Origin of the sequence: Pseudoalteromonas sp. Z1A6, assembly GCF_011378745.1 — a bacterium.
GTDB classification, from domain to species: Bacteria; Pseudomonadota; Gammaproteobacteria; order Enterobacterales; family Alteromonadaceae; genus Pseudoalteromonas; species Pseudoalteromonas arctica.
Genome location: NZ_WTKW01000047.1, coordinates 1 through 17249 on the forward strand (window position 1 = coordinate 1; position 17249 = coordinate 17249).

The 17249-nt window shown below is 38.8% G+C and carries 17 protein-coding genes; 14 read left to right on the forward strand and 3 right to left on the reverse strand.

The genetic code is table 11. From position 1 onward, the window contains the following. Positions 1-26: 26 nt before the first annotated feature. Entirely contained in the window at positions 27-287 is a 261-nt protein-coding gene (gene rpsT, locus GQR46_RS04990) for a 30S ribosomal protein S20 (RefSeq protein WP_002958225.1), read from the reverse strand. A gap of 253 nt (positions 288-540) precedes the next feature. Between rpsT and murJ the strand changes: the two genes are divergently transcribed. The 13 genes from murJ (at position 541) to GQR46_RS05055 (ending at position 15541) form a co-directional block, all read left to right on the forward strand. Continuing rightward, positions 541-2121 (forward strand): murein biosynthesis integral membrane protein MurJ, encoded by a 1581-nt coding sequence (gene murJ, locus GQR46_RS04995; protein ID WP_010555111.1) that lies wholly within the window; start codon positions 541-543, stop codon positions 2119-2121. 84 nt (positions 2122-2205) lie between these two features. Continuing rightward, the gene (ribF, locus tag GQR46_RS05000) at positions 2206-3156 is read left to right on the forward strand and encodes a bifunctional riboflavin kinase/FAD synthetase (RefSeq protein ID WP_024607280.1); all 951 of its coding nucleotides are present in this window, start codon (positions 2206-2208) and stop codon (positions 3154-3156) included. 5 nt (positions 3157-3161) lie between these two features. Next, positions 3162-5990: an isoleucine--tRNA ligase gene (ileS, locus tag GQR46_RS05005; protein ID WP_165740221.1), complete on the forward strand. Its 2829-nt coding sequence runs from the start codon at positions 3162-3164 to the stop codon at positions 5988-5990. Between the two features lie 12 nt (positions 5991-6002). After that, complete coding sequence (gene lspA, locus GQR46_RS05010) at positions 6003-6503, forward strand: signal peptidase II (RefSeq protein ID WP_007376920.1); 501 nt, start codon at positions 6003-6005, stop codon at positions 6501-6503. Further along, positions 6500-6940 (forward strand): FKBP-type peptidyl-prolyl cis-trans isomerase, encoded by a 441-nt coding sequence (gene fkpB / locus GQR46_RS05015; RefSeq protein WP_002958231.1) that lies wholly within the window; start codon positions 6500-6502, stop codon positions 6938-6940. The genes lspA and fkpB overlap by 4 nt, the downstream gene beginning before the upstream one ends. Continuing rightward, on the forward strand, positions 6940-7869 hold the full coding sequence (gene ispH, locus GQR46_RS05020; protein WP_007581370.1) for a 4-hydroxy-3-methylbut-2-enyl diphosphate reductase: 930 nt from the start codon (positions 6940-6942) through the stop codon (positions 7867-7869). Before fkpB ends, ispH begins: the two co-directional genes overlap by 1 nt. A 39-nt stretch (positions 7870-7908) precedes the next feature. After that, positions 7909-8943, forward strand: coding sequence for a histidine kinase (locus GQR46_RS05025; RefSeq protein WP_165740223.1), 1035 nt, complete (start codon positions 7909-7911; stop codon positions 8941-8943). Continuing rightward, entirely contained in the window at positions 8940-9641 is a 702-nt protein-coding gene (locus GQR46_RS05030; RefSeq protein ID WP_165740226.1) for a LytTR family DNA-binding domain-containing protein, read from the forward strand. Before GQR46_RS05025 ends, GQR46_RS05030 begins: the two co-directional genes overlap by 4 nt. Before the next feature lie 187 nt (positions 9642-9828). Then, positions 9829-10389, forward strand: a complete 561-nt coding sequence (gene pilV / locus GQR46_RS05035) for a type IV pilus modification protein PilV (RefSeq protein ID WP_165740228.1) — start codon at positions 9829-9831, stop codon at positions 10387-10389. A 1-nt stretch (position 10390) separates the two neighbouring features. Next, positions 10391-11386 carry a PilW family protein gene (locus tag GQR46_RS05040; RefSeq protein WP_007581375.1) on the forward strand — a complete coding sequence of 332 codons (996 nt, stop codon included), beginning with the start codon at positions 10391-10393 and terminating at the stop codon, positions 11384-11386. Beyond that, positions 11374-11877, forward strand: coding sequence for a hypothetical protein (locus tag GQR46_RS05045; protein ID WP_024589418.1), 504 nt, complete (start codon positions 11374-11376; stop codon positions 11875-11877). The genes GQR46_RS05040 and GQR46_RS05045 overlap by 13 nt, the downstream gene beginning before the upstream one ends. A gap of 1 nt (position 11878) precedes the next feature. Then, entirely contained in the window at positions 11879-15115 is a 3237-nt protein-coding gene (locus tag GQR46_RS05050; RefSeq protein WP_165740230.1) for a PilC/PilY family type IV pilus protein, read from the forward strand. 9 nt (positions 15116-15124) lie between these two features. Continuing rightward, complete coding sequence (locus tag GQR46_RS05055) at positions 15125-15541, forward strand: type IV pilin protein (RefSeq protein WP_024589416.1); 417 nt, start codon at positions 15125-15127, stop codon at positions 15539-15541. Between the two features lie 6 nt (positions 15542-15547). Here GQR46_RS05055 and GQR46_RS05060 read toward each other — a convergent pair whose 3' ends face one another. Then, positions 15548-16078 carry a GspH/FimT family pseudopilin gene (locus GQR46_RS05060; RefSeq protein WP_165729057.1) on the reverse strand — a complete coding sequence of 177 codons (531 nt, stop codon included), beginning with the start codon at positions 16076-16078 and terminating at the stop codon, positions 15548-15550. A 79-nt stretch (positions 16079-16157) separates the two neighbouring features. Then, the gene (locus GQR46_RS05065; protein WP_007581379.1) at positions 16158-16709 is read right to left on the reverse strand and encodes a GspH/FimT family pseudopilin; all 552 of its coding nucleotides are present in this window, start codon (positions 16707-16709) and stop codon (positions 16158-16160) included. A 160-nt stretch (positions 16710-16869) separates the two neighbouring features. Between GQR46_RS05065 and glnB the strand changes: the two genes are divergently transcribed. Then, the gene (gene glnB, locus GQR46_RS05070) at positions 16870-17208 is read left to right on the forward strand and encodes a nitrogen regulatory protein P-II (protein ID WP_002962211.1); all 339 of its coding nucleotides are present in this window, start codon (positions 16870-16872) and stop codon (positions 17206-17208) included. Positions 17209-17249: the final 41 nt, after the last annotated feature.

Sequence of the window (17249 nt, forward strand, 5' to 3'; positions counted from 1 at the left end):
GTTTTTTATATTCTATCAAAAACAAATTATAGAGCTTTAATCTTAGCTGCTATACGGCTCTTATGACGAGCTGCTTTGTTTTTGTGAATTAGACCCTTAGTTGCGTAACGGTCTAGGATAGGTGTAGCAACAGAAAAAGCTTGCTGTGCAGCTTCTTTATCGCCCGCTTCAATAGCAACAATTACTTTTTTGAAGTAAGTGCGCATCATTGAACGACGGCTTGCGTTGTGCTGACGGTTTTTTTCGCTTGTGATAGCGCGTTTTTTTGCAGACTTGATGTTAGCCAAGGTTTGCTCCTAACAATCTTAAAATAAAGCTTAAATTAAAGGCCGTGGAATATGCCTGTTTCTATCATGGATGTCAATTTAAATTTAACAATCCAAGAAAAACTGCACCATATAACGAGCATCAATTTGCCGCTTTAGCAGTTAATACCGACATTGTAACAAAGCACAGACCCCCAGCCTAGTGCTTTAAAGCGATTTATAAAAAAGACTGTGGCATAATCACCTATCTTGAGGATTTTTGAGTAGGTTTAAGGTGTCAAAAGGTTTATTTCGCTCCGGTATGATTGTTAGCTGTATGACTATGATATCGCGTATTTTAGGGCTCGTTCGAGATGCTGTTGTTGCCAATTTATTAGGCGCAAGTGCGGCGGCTGATGTTTTTTTATTTGCTAACCGTATTCCTAATTTTTTACGTCGTTTATTTGCAGAAGGTGCCTTCGCACAAGCATTTGTACCCGTGCTGAGTGAAATTAAAGAACAGCAAGGCGACGACAAGGTCAGACTTTTTGTTGCACAAGCAGCAGGCACATTAGGAACCATTTTACTGATTGTCACTATTATAGGTGTTGTTGCTTCACCCGTTATTGCAGCATTGTTTGGCACCGGTTGGTTTATAGATTGGTGGCAGGGCGGACCCAATGCCGAAAAGTTTGAACTTGCAAGTTCATTACTTAAATTTACATTCCCTTATTTGTTTTTTGTAAGCTTAGTTGCGCTTAGTGGTGCGGTAATGAACGTGTATAACCGTTTTGCTGTTGCTGCATTTACACCTGTTTTACTCAATGTTTCTATTATTACGTGTGCAATTTTTTTACATGATAAATTTAGTGTCGGGGCTTATTCTCTCGCAATTGGCGTATTTATTGGTGGCGTTGTGCAGTTATTGTTTCAACTTCCATTTTTATACCGTGCAAAAATGTTGGCGCGTCCACGCTGGGCATGGCAAGACGAAAACGTAAAAAAAGTACGTAAACTTATGCTTCCTGCTTTGTTTGGCGTATCTATTAGCCAAATTAATTTGTTGCTTGATACCATGATTGCTTCATTACTGATGACAGGCTCGATTGCATGGCTTTATTATTCAGACCGTTTAATTGAATTTCCGCTGGGCTTATTTGGTATTGGTATTGCGACAGTTATTTTACCGGCGCTCTCTAGGTTACATAGCAGTAAAAAAAGTAGTGACTTTCAGCATACCCTCGACTGGGGGGTACGTTTTGTTATATTTTTAGGCCTACCAGCAATGATAGGTCTAATGATCATCAGCCCGCTTATTATCACCGTATTGTTCGACCATGGTGCGTTTAAAGAAGACAGTGTTGATCATGTTAAAGCAGTAAGTTTAGGCGTAGTCGCATATTCAGTAGGGCTTGTAAGCTTTATGCTGATTAAAGTACTTGCTCCTGGCTTTTATGCTCGTCAAGACACTAAAACGCCGGTGCGTATTGGTATTATTACCTTGGTACTGAATATGGTATTTAATATTATGTTGGCTCCTTTCATTGGTTATTTAGGGTTAGCACTCGCTACTTCGCTATCGGCTAGTTGTAATGCATTTTTGCTGTATAGGCAGCTTAAAAAAGAAAATGTGTATCAGTTTTCATCAATGAGTATGCGCTTTACACTTAAATGTGTTGTTGCAAGTATGGTTATGGGAGCTGTTACATGGTTTGTGAGCAGTTACTATTACTGGGCTACATGGGCTTTTACACAGCAGGTAGTCTTATTAATAGCACTCGTGGCTTTGGCAGGTATTAGTTACTTTGCAATGCTATTTTTGATGGGCGTTAGACTAAATACGATAAAAAGTGTAGCAATTACTGAATCAAACTAAAAAAAAGATTATAATCGGCAACTCTGCGGCTTTAATTAATTTTTAGTCGTAATTAATAGCTCGCTAAACAAGGCATTAGGTGGCATGGAGTTAATTAGAGGTATACACAATATTCGCCCACACCACTTTGGTTGTGTGTTAACTATTGGTAATTTTGACGGTGTTCATTTAGGCCACGCAGAAGTACTAAAAGGCTTACTTACTGATGCTAAAGCGCATAGTTTGTCTAGCACTGTAATGCTATTTGAACCCCAGCCACAAGAATTTTTTGCTAAAAACAATGCCCCAGCACGGCTAACGCGCTTACGAGATAAGCTACGTTTGCTTAGTGATTTAGGTATTGAGCGAGTTATTTGCATTAGCTTTAATCAGCAATTTGCAAACATGCATGCTGAGCAATTTGTTAATGATATTTTGATTAAAAAGTTAGGTGTTAAAGCTCTCACTGTTGGCGATGATTTTAAGTTTGGAAAGCAGCGCCAAGGTAACTTTGACTTACTTGCTAGCATGGGCAAGCAAGCGGGCATGGACGTAAAAAGCACCGCGAGTTTTCGTCAATTAAATGCTAGAGTAAGCAGCACTTTAATACGAGATGCTTTGGCATCTGGTGACTTAGCAAGTGCTAAAACAATGCTTGGTCACGATTATGCTATTTCTGGGCGTGTTATACACGGCTGGAAAAGAGGACGTGAACTCGGTTTTAGAACGGCAAATATTGCCCTAAAACGCCAAGTGTGTCCTGTCAACGGGGTGTTTGCAGTGCAAGCAACGATTGCAGGAAAACAGATTTTTGGAGTTGCAAATGTAGGCAATAAGCCGACATTTAATGGAACTCGTGCATTATTAGAAGTTCACCTTTTTGATTTTGCACAGGATATTTACGGACAATTTATGCATGTGGAGTTAATAAAAAAACTTCGCAATGAAAAAAAATTCGAGACATTAACACAATTAACGGCGCAAATAGCAACTGATGTTGCTGCCGCTAAGCAGTGTTTTGGTTTAAATCAGGTAGCCGATAGAGACGGAATGTAGGATAAATGAGCGACTATAAACATACTTTGAACTTACCGGAAACACCGTTTCCAATGCGTGGCAATTTGGCACAACGTGAACCAAAAATGCTTAAAGCATGGTATGAAGACGACCTGTACGGTCAAATTCGCAGCGCTAAGAAAGGTAAAAAGACCTTTATTTTGCATGACGGCCCTCCGTATGCAAATGGCGACATCCATTTAGGCCACTCAGTTAATAAAATATTAAAAGACATTATTGTTAAGTCTAAAACATTATCTGACTTTGATTCACCATTAGTCCCAGGTTGGGATTGTCATGGTTTACCAATCGAGTTAATGGTTGAGAAAAAAGTAGGCAAGCCGGGCGTAAAAGTAACCGCGAGCGAGTTTCGTGAAAAATGCCGTGCATACGCTAAAAAACAAGTTGAAGGTCAAAAAGTTGATTTTAAACGCTTAGGCGTATTTGCAGATTGGGATAAGCCTTACTTAACAATGAACTTTGACTTTGAAGCGAATGCAATTCGTGTACTTGGTCGTATTATTGAAAAAGGTCATTTGCATAAAGGTGCTAAGCCTGTGCATTGGTGTACAGATTGTGGTTCTGCATTAGCAGAGGCTGAAGTTGAATATCAAGATAAGCAATCTCCTGCTATTGATGTACGTTTTACATTTGTTGATCAAGATGCTGTTGTTAACGCGTTTGATTTGGCTGATGGTCATAAAGGTGAAGGCAGTGTTGGTACTGTTATTTGGACAACAACACCGTGGACGCTTCCAGCAAACCGCGCAGTAGCTGTGCATGCCGATTTAGAATATGCATTGGTGCAGGTTGAAGATGAAGGCGTACAACAACGTCTAATTTTAGGCTCTGAGCTTGTTAAAGATGCAATGGACCGCTTTGGTTTTAATCACTTCCACGTATTAGGTTATGTAAAAGGTGCTGCACTTGAAAACTTACAAGTAGCCCATCCTTTTTATGATTTTAATGTACCAGTGATTGTTGCAGAACACGTAACGACTGACTCAGGTACCGGTGTTGTACATACAGCACCAGGGCATGGTCAAGAAGATTTCGTGGCTGGTTTAAATTACAACCTTGAAGTAGCTAACCCTGTTGGCGCTAATGGCGTTTATTTACCAGATACTGAACTTTTTGCAGGTCAGCATGTATTTAAAGCAAATGCGAGCGTAATTGAAGTATTAAAAGAGCACGGTGCATTAATGCATCATCATGTTATAACTCATAGTTACCCACATTGTTGGCGCCATAAAACACCGATTATTTTCCGTGCTACACCACAATGGTTTGTAAGTATGGATCAGGCTAACTTGCGTGAAGATTCTTTAAAAGAAATTAAAAACACGCAGTGGTTGCCAGAGTGGGGCGAAAGCCGTATTTCGAACATGGTTGAAAGCCGCCCAGATTGGTGTATATCTCGCCAACGTACTTGGGGTGTGCCAATTGCATTGTTTGCTGATAAAGATACCGGTGCACTTCATCCAAATACTCAAGAACTCATTGAGCAAGCTGCACAGCTAGTTGAAAAATCTGGTATTCAGGCATGGTACGATTTAGATCCAGCTACATTACTTGGTGAAGAAGATGCCAAGCAATACATGAAAGTGCAAGATACGCTAGATGTATGGTTTGACTCAGGTGTTTCACATGCATGTGTTGTAGACGCACGTGAAGACCTAGTTGGTCCAGCTGATTTATACCTTGAAGGTTCTGATCAACACCGTGGTTGGTTTATGTCATCAATGATGACATCAGTGGCTATTAATGGTCATGCGCCATACCGCCAAGTATTGACTCATGGTTTTACCGTTGATGAAAACGGCCGCAAGATGTCTAAGTCGCTAGGCAATGTTATTTCTCCACAAAATGTGATGAATAAACTAGGTGCCGACATTCTACGTTTATGGGTTGCCTCTACCGATTACACGGCAGAAATGACTGTGTCGGATGAAATATTTAAGCGCTCTGCCGATCGCTACCGCCGTATTCGTAACACTAGCCGTTACTTACTAGCTAACCTAAATGGTTTTGATCCAAAAACTGATCAAGTTGCTGTTGATGATATGGTTGAGCTTGATAAGTGGATTGTTGGTCGTGCTGCTCAGTTGCAAGACGAAATTTTAGCCGCATACGATAGCTACCAAATGCTATTAGTAACGCAAAAGCTAATGAACTTCTGTACGGGTGAGCTTGGTTCGTTCTATTTAGACGTCATTAAAGATCGTCAGTACACAGCTAAAAGTGACAGCCATGCACGTCGTTCTTGTCAAACAGCGCTTTATCATATTGCAGAAGCAATGACGCGCTGGATGGCACCTATTATGAGCTTTACCGCACAAGAAATTTGGGAAGCTTTACCGGGTGAGCGTAGTAACTACGTATTTACATCTGTTTGGTATGATGGCTTACAAGCGCCAACAAATAGCCAATTTAGTAACGATGACTGGTTAGAAATTCTAACAGTACGCGACGAAGTAAACCGTTTATTAGAAGCTGCACGTAAAGAAGAAGTCATTGGTGCAACGCTTCAAGCAACAGTTAATTTATTTACGGGTAAAGAGCTTGCCGCTAAATTAAATGCGCTTGGTGATGAACTGCGTTTTGTATTATTAACATCGGCCGTAAATGTTTCTGAAGTTGATAGTCAGCCAGCTGATACACAAGCTACCGAAATTGAAGGTTTATTCATTAGTGTTGCTGCAACAGATGCTGCTAAATGTGAGCGTTGTTGGCATTACAGTGAAGATGTAGGTGTTAACCCTGCTCATCCTGAAATTTGTGGTCGTTGTGTAAGTAATGTTGACGGCGAAGGCGAAAAGCGTCAATTCGCTTAGGAGTTATTCTTAGTGAGCAAACTAGCCCAAAAAAGTGGTTTAGTGTGGCTTTGGTTGAGTCTATTACTATTAGTAATAGACTTTGCCAGTAAAACACTTGTTGTAGGGACTATGGCTTATCAAGAGTCGATAAACTTACTCCCTGTTTTTAGTATTACTTATGTGCATAACTATGGTGCTGCTTATAGCTTTTTAAGTGAAGCGGGTGGTTGGCAGCGTTGGTTTTTAAGTGCGATTGCTATTGCTATTAGTGCTTTGCTTGTGTGGTGGCTAAAACGCTTACCTGCAACAAACAAAGTACTATGCGGTGCTTATGCACTGGTACTTGCAGGCGCTATTGGTAATTTATACGATCGTATTGCGTATGGTTATGTAATCGACTTTATTCACGTATTTTATAAAGACTCACATTTTCCTGTATTTAATATTGCTGATTGCGCTATTTGTATTGGCGCAGCATTATTGTTATTTGATGCCTTTACCGGCGAGAGTCCGAAGGAGCATAAAGCATGAGCCAAGCTGTAATTGGTGAAAACTCGCAAGTTATTTTCCATTTTTCTATTAAATTAGAAGATGGCTCTGCCGCTGATTCTACCAAGGTGCACAACAAACCTGCTAAATTAACAATGGGCGATGGCAGTTTAACGGCAAACTTCGAAAAGTGTTTATTAGGTTTAACTGCAGGCGAAAGTAAAACGTTTGAATTAGAACCTGAAGATGCGTTTGGTCAGCCAAATCCAGATAATATTTACTACGTTGACCGTAGTAAATTTGGCCCAGAAACACCAGCCAAAGTAGGTGCAATAATTGCGTTTACTCAACCTGACGGTACTGAGCTTCCTGGATTAGTTCGCGAAGTGCAAGGTGAGTCGGTAACGATTGATTTTAATCACCCTTTATCTGGCCAACGTTTAACGTTTGAAGTTGATATTATTGAGGTGGAAGGTTAATGGAAATATTACTAGCTAATCCACGCGGCTTTTGCGCTGGTGTTGACCGTGCTATTAGTATTGTTGAGCGCGCCCTAGATATTTTTGAAAAGCCAATTTATGTGCGCCACGAAGTAGTACATAACCGCTATGTGGTTGATGGATTAAAAAGTCGTGGTGCGGTATTTGTTGAAGAGCTTGATCAAGTACCTGACGACAGCATTGTTATTTTTAGTGCACATGGTGTTTCGCAAGCTGTTCGCAGTGAAGCAAAACGTCGTGATTTAAAAGTATTTGATGCAACGTGTCCGCTTGTAACTAAAGTACATATGGAAGTTACACGTGCGAGTCGTAAAGGTATTGAGTGTATTTTAATTGGACACCATGGCCACCCTGAAGTAGAGGGAACAATGGGACAATATGATAACTCAGCCGGTGGCATTTATCTTGTTGAAACCGTTGATGATGTTGTTGCGCTTAATGTAAAAAATGCTGAAAATCTTTTTTATTGCAGCCAAACAACACTCTCAGTTGATGACACAGCAGATGTTATTGATGCACTACGCAATAAGTTTCCATCAATTGACGGACCTCGTAAAGATGACATTTGTTATGCAACGCAAAATCGTCAAGACGCTGTTCGTGACTTAGCTGATAAAGTTGATGTGCTATTAGTTGTTGGCGCTAAAAATAGCTCTAACTCTAATCGCTTACGTGAACTTGCAGATAAAATGGGCACAGTTGCTTATTTAATTGATGACGCAACTGATGTACAAGAGCAGTGGGTTTCAGGCTCTAAATCAGTTGGCGTAACTGCGGGAGCATCTGCGCCAGAAGTACTTGTACAACAAGTAATAAGCCGATTAAAAGAGCTTGGTGGCACACAGGTTGTTGAGAACCCAGGTGAAGTAGAAAATATAGTATTTGCTGTTCCTGTAGAGCTACGTTAATTTAAATATATTAAACATTTAGATTAAAGGAGAGTCGTTATGAGCAAGTCACTTCAAAATGATGGTTTGCTTTTTTCGGCTCTTTTTAATGAGCGAGGCGTATTAGCCACGCTTATTGTTTCTCAAGTTATTGCTATTGTTTTAGCTTTTGCACCTAATGTAGAAGGAGATATTTGGCTACGACTTGGGATCATTAGTTTGTTTATGCATTTAATTGTTTTAGTCGGTACCTCTTCTTTATATTTTTGTAGATCCTTTTTACAAAACCGTACTCAAGCTTTTCAGTTAAGTCTGTTTTTTTCCTCTTTTCTATTATCTACATGCATTTTTAGTATTCTATTTTCTCATTTTGCCTTTGACATAGATGATACAAATAATCTAATTTATTTTACACTTCGTAATTGTATTATAGTGGCTTTACTGGCAGCTTTATTTGTCCAATTTTTATTAATTCATTTTGAAAAAGAGCAGCAAACCAAGGCGCTATCTCGTGCTGAGCTTGATGCCCTACAAGCCAGAATACGTCCTCATTTTTTATATAATAGTTTAAACACTGCTGCAGAGCTTACCCATCATGATGCTGATGCGGCAGAGCAAGCCATTTTAGCATTAGCCGCCTTATCGCAGGCTGCAATGCACTCAGGAAAAAACGTATTACTTGCGGATGAAATAACGCTGAGTAAGCAATATATCGCACTTGAAACGTGGCGTTTTGGTAACCGTTTAAGGGTTGATTGGCAAATCCCCAATGAGCTGCCAGCACTAAGTATTCCCTGCTTAACCCTGCAGCCATTAATTGAAAATGCGGTATGCCATGGCGTTGAAACAAGTGAGCATGGTGCTGAGATAAAAGTTGAGCTTCATATCACTACCGGCTATATAACTATGATTGTTTCTAACCCTATAACAATTACTAATGCTCAAACTAGGCCTAATAACGGAATGGCGCTTGAAAATATTCGCCAGCGATTAAATATTTATTATAAAAATAAAGCGCAACTAACAATTACTACTAAAAATGATGTGTTTAGAGTTAAGGTCGTTATTCCTAAACTAATTGAGGGCAGTGTATGAATGTACTTATTGTTGATGATGAACCTCTGGCGAGATCTCGCTTAATCCGTTTGTTAGCACATGATAAAAGTATAGTTGTACAAGGCGAGGCAAGTAATGGTAAAGAAGCCCTAGTACTTGTTAAAAAGCAAACGCCAGATTTAATTTTTTTAGATGTTGATATGCCCGGTATGAATGGTTTACAAGTTGCTAATGAGCTCAATAGTTTAACCCTACCGCCTGCAGTTGTGTTTATAACAGCGCACCCAGAGCATGCCTTCGATGCTTTACAGTTAAGTGCTGCAGGTTATTTAGTTAAACCTATTACAGAGCAATCACTGCAGAAGGTACTTAAGCAAATAGGCCGTTTAAATAAAGTACATATTCAAAAACAACAAAATGTAAAAGTGTCTTATCAATTAGCTGGCACTCTTCGTAGTGTTGATATAAATGATGTTTTGTACTTTAGTGCAGAAGAAAAATACACCAAAATGATATTCTCGGGTGGAGAGGCTTTACTTGAGCAAAGTTTAAAGCAATTAGAACTGCAATATCCCGCATATGTTTTACGAGTTCACCGCAATACGTTAGTTAATAAACAAAAAGTAATAGCCTTGCATTCAAAAGGCAATGGGCATCATATTATTGAGCTGCAAGGGTGTAGCGAGTTATTGCCTGTGAGTCGCCGCGAGCTTAAATTAGTTAAAAATGCGCTTTAGGCGCTTACTCTGTGATTAAGTTGCCTCTGATTTAAGTATATTTGAGGTGTAATTATCAACAGCTTTATTGAATGAACAAATTTAATTAACCGTTTATCAACAAATATAACCGCTTATCTTAGTCCTCATTGATTCCTCAAATAAATAGCATAAACTTATAATCAGATAATTTTTATTTGGTTTTACTATGCAGTCATCTCAAACAAAAGTGCAAAGAGGCTTCACTCTGATTGAAGTGTTAATTGCATTTATTATTCTTAGTTTTGGCCTTTTAGGCGCAGTTGCCTTACAAGCAAAAGCAAAGCAGGCGAGCTTTGACTCTATGCAGCGTGCAGCCGCCGTTGCGCTTGGTAATGATATTGTGCAGCGTATTCGTGCTAATGATACCGCCCAATTAGCTGCTCTATATACGCAAACATTTAATAGTGAAACTTCAACATCTACCTCGCAAACGTGCTTTACAAATACTTGTACAGCAGCGCAGGTTGCAGCTCTAGATCTCGAACAGTGGAAAAGAGCTATAAGGGCTCGAGAAAATACGGGATCTTTAGATGGTGCTACCGTATGTATTGCACCTACAGCAGTTGCTGGCTCGGGTGGTAAGGCATTTAATTTAGAAGTAATTGTTTCGTGGCAAGGTCGACAAGAGTTTAATGCAAATGATGCTACTGGCGCAATAAAGTGTGGAACGGCTGACAAAAAGCGCCGCTTAGTTGTTTTAACTAGTTACATTTACCTTAGGAGCTAACATGAAGCAAAAAGGTTTTACACTTGTAGAAATGATGATTTCATTATTTATTGGTGGATTAATACTAGGTGGCGTTATGTTCACCTATATAGGTATGAAAGTAACCACTAAAGATACGATGACTATTGGTGAACTTCAAGAATCAGGGCGCCTTGCAATTAACATAATGCAACGTGATATTGAACAAATTGGCTTTTGGGGAACTTATTATGACGATTCGTTCACTGCAGTAAATACAGATACACTAGCAAACCCTGGAACAGACTGCTTTGAAGGATTAAATAATGGGAGTTTTCCTGATTTTGCTACAGCTAGTAATTTTAGAACTATTTACGCAAAGGTTGCTGGAGAATCAAAAGAGCTTAACTGCCTAAATAATCCAATTAAAAGCACTGACATTATTCAATTAAAATTTTTACAAGGTAAGAGTTTAACAGTTAATACAGTAACTAATGAGACTCAGGCCGATGAAAACTACTTTGTAGCTGAGCAAGAGAAAGCTCAATTTTTCCGTGGAACGGTTAACGCTGCGACTCTTAATGTTAATGCAACCGTTTGGCCATACAGCCATCATGTTTATTATCTATCAGAACAAACTTATAAAGTTAATAATAAAAATTTAACTGTACCTGCATTAATGAGAAAGCGCCTGGTTGGTGGAAGCATCAACACAGAAACTATTATGGAAGGTGTTGAGAACATGCGGTTTGTTTTTGGTCTTGATACTAACAGTGATAATCGTGTAGATACCTACCGAAGTATTCAAGATATGAAGTATACAGATTGGGAAAATCGTAAAGGTATTTTAACTGTTCAGGTTTTTTTATTAATACGCGCATTACAACCAGACCCAGGAGTTAAAATTAAAAACCAAACTTATACATTAGGTGAGGATGAAGATAAGCGTGTATTAACATTTACCGATAATTTCAGACGTACTGTGTTTACTACTACTATTCGATTAAATAATGTTGGATCAAATTTATGGCGTATCTAAAACAATCACAAAAAAAACAGCAAGGTGTAGTTCTAATTACAGCTTTAATAATGGTTATTGCAGTGACCGGTATTGCTGTGACACTTATGAGCAGTAGTAGTATTGATATTAAAATTACCAATGCAGCACAAGAGCGCGAAGTGGCCGAGAATGAACTCATTGGTGAAGTGCAGCGCATGATCTCTGATGAGGCAAATCAAGGCGCTAATAATCAGTTCTTCCTGACTCCCGATGAAGTAACTGCAATCGCGGATGGTGATGACAAAGGTATGGTGATTGCAAATCATGCAGATATGCAAAGCAAAATGACTAACCTGAACAAGGGGGCGCTAGATTTAGAATGTCCTCGACGCTTTAATTTTACTGCAGGTATATCGTGCAATATGTTACAGGTTGCCACAACAATAGAATATGGATCTAAAAGTAAACATGAACTAACTATTGTTACAGGTATAGCACAAGAAATGGCCAGCGTAAGCAAGGGGATTTAAGATGAAATTTAAATTAAACAAAGTGTTAGCCTCTTTGCTTGGCTTAACAATAAGTATGTCGGTATTCGCTGAGGATATTGAGCTTTATGTAAATCATGATGTAGAGACAGACGAAAATCCAAGAGTGTTAATGATATTTGATACCTCTGGCAGTATGGATTGGAGCGTTATCAATGGTGATGATCAAGTCTGTTACACAAAGTATCAATATGAAGAGACAACTGGACGTGGCAGAAATCGTCAAACTGTTACATATGATGCTTACCAACAGGTTACATGCTTTGCAAGTAAGCCAGAATATAATGAATACAATGAGCAATGCTATATAGGTGTAAATGGCGTTGCAGTTGCAGATTGCCATGACCGAAGAATCGATGTAGCTAAAAATGCGATGACACAATTAGTCAATGATAATGATGATATTGATTTTGGTTTGATGCGATTTAAGGATAGTGCTGGAGGGTATGTAGTAGCTAAGGTTGGAGCTAATAAATCAAATATTTTACAAGACATTGATGATTTACCTGCCAGTGGTGGAACTCCAATAACAGAGACATTATGGGAGGCTTATCGCTATATAACAGGGCAAAACCTTGATTATGGTCGATTCTATAATGATCGAGATAAAAGTATCGATAACAATGTAACTTATAGATCACCTTTTGAGCAGAGTAATGGTGAACCATTACGCTGTGATAACTCAATTAATATTATTTTAATGACAGATGGTGATCCAACTAATGATGATGGAAGGGACGCTTCAATTGCAGCTGTCCATAACAACCTTTTTACTGATGCCATCCCTTTTGACAGTGGTCGCTATAGCGGAAGCTATTTAGTTGCAATGGCTAAAATATTACATGGTACCTCGGACACGAAAGTGGATTTATACACTCCAACAAGTGATGTATTAGATACAGGCCGTGTATACACAATAGGTTTTGGTACAGGAATGAGTCAAGGGGGAATTGCTCTACTAGACAAGGCGGCAAGTGTTGGTGGAGGGCAGTATATAGAAGCAAGAACTGCAGAAGCGCTTTCAGAAGCATTAAAAAATACTATTTCAAGAATTAGAGAAGTAAATGATAGTTTTTCATCGCCTTCAGTTGCGAGTAATAATGTAGATCAAACTCGTAGCCGGGATGCTGTTTATTTTGCCATGTTTTACCCTGAAACCGGTGCTCGCTGGCGTGGAAACTTAAAAAAACTGAAAGTATCAGGGAATCAAATTGTTGACTCAAAAGGATTGTCGGCACTTGATGAGAATGGTTTAATTGACGAAAATGCAGAAACATTTTGGTTGCCAAGTGGGGAGCCAGCAGATGGTAACTTAGTTGCACAAGGTGGTGTGAACCTTCATTTAACGACATTAGATTCAGATAGCCGTAATTTATACACTGACAATCAGGGATCTATAGTAAATTTTAATACCTCAGTTGTGAGTGATATTCTCAATTTAGTCGATAACAATCCGCTAAGCTTATCGAGTAATGATATCAAATGGGCAATGGGTATAGACGTTGATGATGAAGATGGCGATGGGTCTAAGGTTGACCAGCGCAAAGATATTTTTGGTGACCCTCTGCATTCTAAACCTGTTGCAATCGATTATGGTAATGATGATATTCGAGTTTTGATAGGAACTAATGCTGGCTTTTTACATATGTTTAAGGATTCAGATGATAGTGTAAGTGAAAGTTGGGCATTTATACCGTCTGCTTTATACAACATTATTGAACCTCTACGTGAAAATCAAGCCGATACGAAAGTATATGGTATGGATGGTCCTATTAGTATTTATTTTGATAATAAAAACTTAAATAGTGATGGTTTAAATGACGGTATTATTGATGCGAGTGGCGACGATAAAGTGTGGGCTTTTGCGGGGATGCGTCGCGGTGGTAAAAATTACTACGGACTTGATATAACAAACCCGAACATACCGAAAAAATTATGGGACGCTCCAATCGAAGGTGGTAAAGGTGATTTTAAAGAGCTTGCACAAACCTGGTCAAAGCCACAAATAGCCTACATTAAAGCATTTGGGGATAAACCCTTATTAGTTTTTGGTGCTGGTTATGATACTAATAAAGACGCAGCTATCCGTAGTGAAGATGGTACAGGGCGAGGTATCTATATTGTTGAAGCCGAAACAGGTAAAAGAGTATGGGCATTAACACCCGATATTAATGGCTTTAAAGGTAAGCATAGTATTGCTGCAGATATAACCACGCTTGACTCAGATTATGATGGATATATAGACCGAATTTATGCGGCAGATACAGGTGGAGATATTTGGCGTATAGATATGCCTGGTAGTAATACTAGTGAGTTTAGCCACTTTAAATTAGCTGAGCTTGGTAGTAATAAAGCAACTGAGGACCGACGCTTTTTCTATAAACCACTCGTAGCACGTACAATTTATAGTAAAGTAAGCGAGTCAACAGTTAATGGTAGTACCGTTATAACACGCTTAGATACACCGTATGATGCCATAGTTATCGGCAGTGGTAATCGCTCAAAACCAACCGGCACCAATGAAAAAGATCAATTGTTTATGATCAGAGATGAAAATACGGTTACTAAATCGTATAAAACGAATGCACCAGATACTATTGTGCCTGCTGATTTGATGCAAATGAATTCAGACCCATTTGGCAATGCTCTAGATGACGTTGATGATTTTGTTGACTTAGAAGTGGGCTTGGCTAAATTTAATGGCTGGAGATATGAGTTAGGAACGGGTGAAAAGTCGCTAGCTGCTGCTACAGTTGTTGGAGGTGTTGCCTATTTTACAAGCTTCACTCCTGCATCAGATACATCGACTGAAAATCAATGTTCGCTAAGTGGTGGTGGTGGTTCTTTATACGCTTTTCACTTACATTACGGTACTAAAGTGTATGACGACCTTAAATTTACAACCAGCTATGATGTACCAGACACACCTCAGTTATACTTTGGTGAAAGCCCTTCATGTGTAGATGGTAATGGCGATGGTAAATGTGATGACGACCCAACAGTTGACGTAATACAAGAAAGTCAGTTTTATTTAATTGGGCCTGGTATTAAAGGTGAAAATGCGGAAAATCCAATGAAACCTGTAGAAATAAAAGGTCCTGGTTTAACTGTTGTTGATGGTAAAGTTGTGTTGGTTAATGACAATGCAGTAGGGTTTGGCTTTAAAACCCAACAAACATATATCTATAAACGTGAAGAAAATGACGAAGTTAATAATTAAGGAAATTAGATGAAAAAACAACACGGGTTTACCTTAATTGAGCTGATGATAGCCGTTGCTATCGTCGGCATACTCGCTTCAATTGCGCTGCCTAACTATACTGAATATGTAAAGCGTGCTTCGCGCGCTGAAGCTGCTGCAGCATTGTTAGATGCTGCAAACAAGGAGGAGCAGTATTTTGTCGATAATAGGGAATATACAGAGACATTTACTGATTTAGGATTGCAAAGTAAGACCGAAAATGGCCATTTTGAGCTATCCATAAAGGTAGTCGATAGCAATACTTTCACTATTACAGCTAAGCCTATAGCCGGTGCTGTAAAGGGGGATAACGATTGTAAAGAGCTTACAATTACTGACACAGGCCTCAAAGGTGCAAAAGGAAGTAAAGGTAACTCTGATATTGATTATTGTTGGGGTCGATAGCCTAGATTACTTCTTCTGACACTTATCAGTTGATTTGATGCGAATTCTACCCGTTTGACTTACAGATAAAGCCAATCCTTCGAGATTGGCTTTATTGCTATTGGGGCAATATATAAAAGTCCCATTTTGAAAACCATTTAAAGAACCATCTGGACGAAATGTAATGGCGTTGCGCGGATACTCTAAAGTATCAGCATCATGGACATCCTCGAAAGTGCTTAAGAGTAACTCATCATCATCTAGAGTCGTTGATTTATCTTTATCGATAAATAGTGACATTTGACCATCCCACTCGTCCTTTGTACATTGACTGCCTTTTAGTGCGCAAAGCGTGACGTAAGTACCATTTTCAATTGCGTAAAGGCGGCCATAATTTATATTTCGATGTAGTAGATTCACATGGTTATCTAATCGGTTTTTAGCCAAGAAGTCTGGATAAAACCACATCGATAATTGACTGATTACAATGACAACAGCCATTGAAACCATTAATTCAAGAAGTGTCACTCCCTTGTTTTTTGATATTGATAATCTCATCCTTGAAGACCTGAGTTAATAAATGATTAACTCAGTCTAGTAAATGATACAAATATGACAAGATGAATTTGTATGTTTTTTAACCGCAAGTCTGAGCTGTATCACCGGTATAAAAAGAAGTACCAGATTGAGATACTGTTAAAGCTTTATTATTTTCACTGCCATTATTAGGACAAAATACAAAATCACCGGGGTTCGTTGTTATTCGACCACTGGTATTAAACCGTAATCTCCTATCATTACCAGTATATTTTATTTTGTCATTAAGGCTTATTTTTTCCATAACTCGTAGTAAAGAGTCTGTAGAGCTGTTGTATTGACCGCTATTATCACCATCAATGAATACAATGATAATTTTATTTCTGTCCCATCGATTACGACATTGCATTGTGTCATTTTGATTTTTTACTTCACCGTGCTGCGCGGCACATATAACGACTATTTCATCTGTACTTGCTGCTTGAGAGCGTGCATAGCTAATATTTCTTTTTAACTCCAACAAAAAATTCTCAGCTCTATTTTCTTCTAGCATATCGCTGCTATTCCAAATCGCAATTGATGCAATGATCCCAACGATAGCAACGGTTACCATGAGTTCTAAAAGAGTGAATCCGTTTTGTTTGTTTTTCATATTAATCTCATTTACTGCTAGTCATTTAAGTATAGCTATTTTTATACAATAAATTATACCATGATCGGTTGTTTTATCACCGTAATTCAATCGCTTTGTTTGCTATGAACATCATGATTGTCTAAAATCGAGGCAACTGGAGCTTTCAAAAGTAATTAATATGAAAAAAATAGAAGCAATTATCAAACCTTTTAAGTTAGACGATGTGCGTGAAGCGTTGTCGGATGTAGGTATTACAGGTATGACGGTAAGCGAAGTTAAAGGCTTTGGACGTCAAAAAGGTCACACTGAGTTATATCGTGGCGCAGAGTATATGGTTGATTTTTTACCTAAAGTAAAACTTGATATTGTATTGACTGATGAAGATGTAGACCGTGCAATTGAAGTTATTGTAAAAACGGCACAAACAGGAAAAATCGGTGACGGTAAAATATTTGTCACTGATGTTGAGCGTGTAATACGTATTCGTACTGCTGAGGAAGATGAAGAAGCGATTTAAGATTTTCTTCTACGCAGTAAAAAGGCGCTTACTAAGCTGTC

Bases quoted from the DNA above. Each gene is read 5' to 3' on its own strand.
- GQR46_RS05055 (WP_024589416.1), top strand. From the start codon at position 15,125: ATGAAAAAACAACACGGGTTTACCTTAATTGAGCTGATGATAGCCGTT.
- fkpB (WP_002958231.1), top strand. From the start codon at position 6,500: ATGAGCCAAGCTGTAATTGGTGAAAACTCGCAAGTTATTTTCCATTTT.
- GQR46_RS05065 (WP_007581379.1), bottom strand. From the start codon at position 16,709: ATGAAAAACAAACAAAACGGATTCACTCTTTTAGAACTCATGGTAACC.
- GQR46_RS05030 (WP_165740226.1), top strand. From the start codon at position 8,940: ATGAATGTACTTATTGTTGATGATGAACCTCTGGCGAGATCTCGCTTA.
- GQR46_RS05045 (WP_024589418.1), top strand. From the start codon at position 11,374: ATGGCGTATCTAAAACAATCACAAAAAAAACAGCAAGGTGTAGTTCTA.
- glnB (WP_002962211.1), top strand. From the start codon at position 16,870: ATGAAAAAAATAGAAGCAATTATCAAACCTTTTAAGTTAGACGATGTG.
- pilV (WP_165740228.1), top strand. From the start codon at position 9,829: ATGCAGTCATCTCAAACAAAAGTGCAAAGAGGCTTCACTCTGATTGAA.
- ispH (WP_007581370.1), top strand. From the start codon at position 6,940: ATGGAAATATTACTAGCTAATCCACGCGGCTTTTGCGCTGGTGTTGAC.
- ileS (WP_165740221.1), top strand. From the start codon at position 3,162: ATGAGCGACTATAAACATACTTTGAACTTACCGGAAACACCGTTTCCA.
- ribF (WP_024607280.1), top strand. From the start codon at position 2,206: ATGGAGTTAATTAGAGGTATACACAATATTCGCCCACACCACTTTGGT.
- GQR46_RS05040 (WP_007581375.1), top strand. From the start codon at position 10,391: ATGAAGCAAAAAGGTTTTACACTTGTAGAAATGATGATTTCATTATTT.
- GQR46_RS05060 (WP_165729057.1), bottom strand. From the start codon at position 16,078: ATGAGATTATCAATATCAAAAAACAAGGGAGTGACACTTCTTGAATTA.
- GQR46_RS05025 (WP_165740223.1), top strand. From the start codon at position 7,909: ATGAGCAAGTCACTTCAAAATGATGGTTTGCTTTTTTCGGCTCTTTTT.
- GQR46_RS05050 (WP_165740230.1), top strand. From the start codon at position 11,879: ATGAAATTTAAATTAAACAAAGTGTTAGCCTCTTTGCTTGGCTTAACA.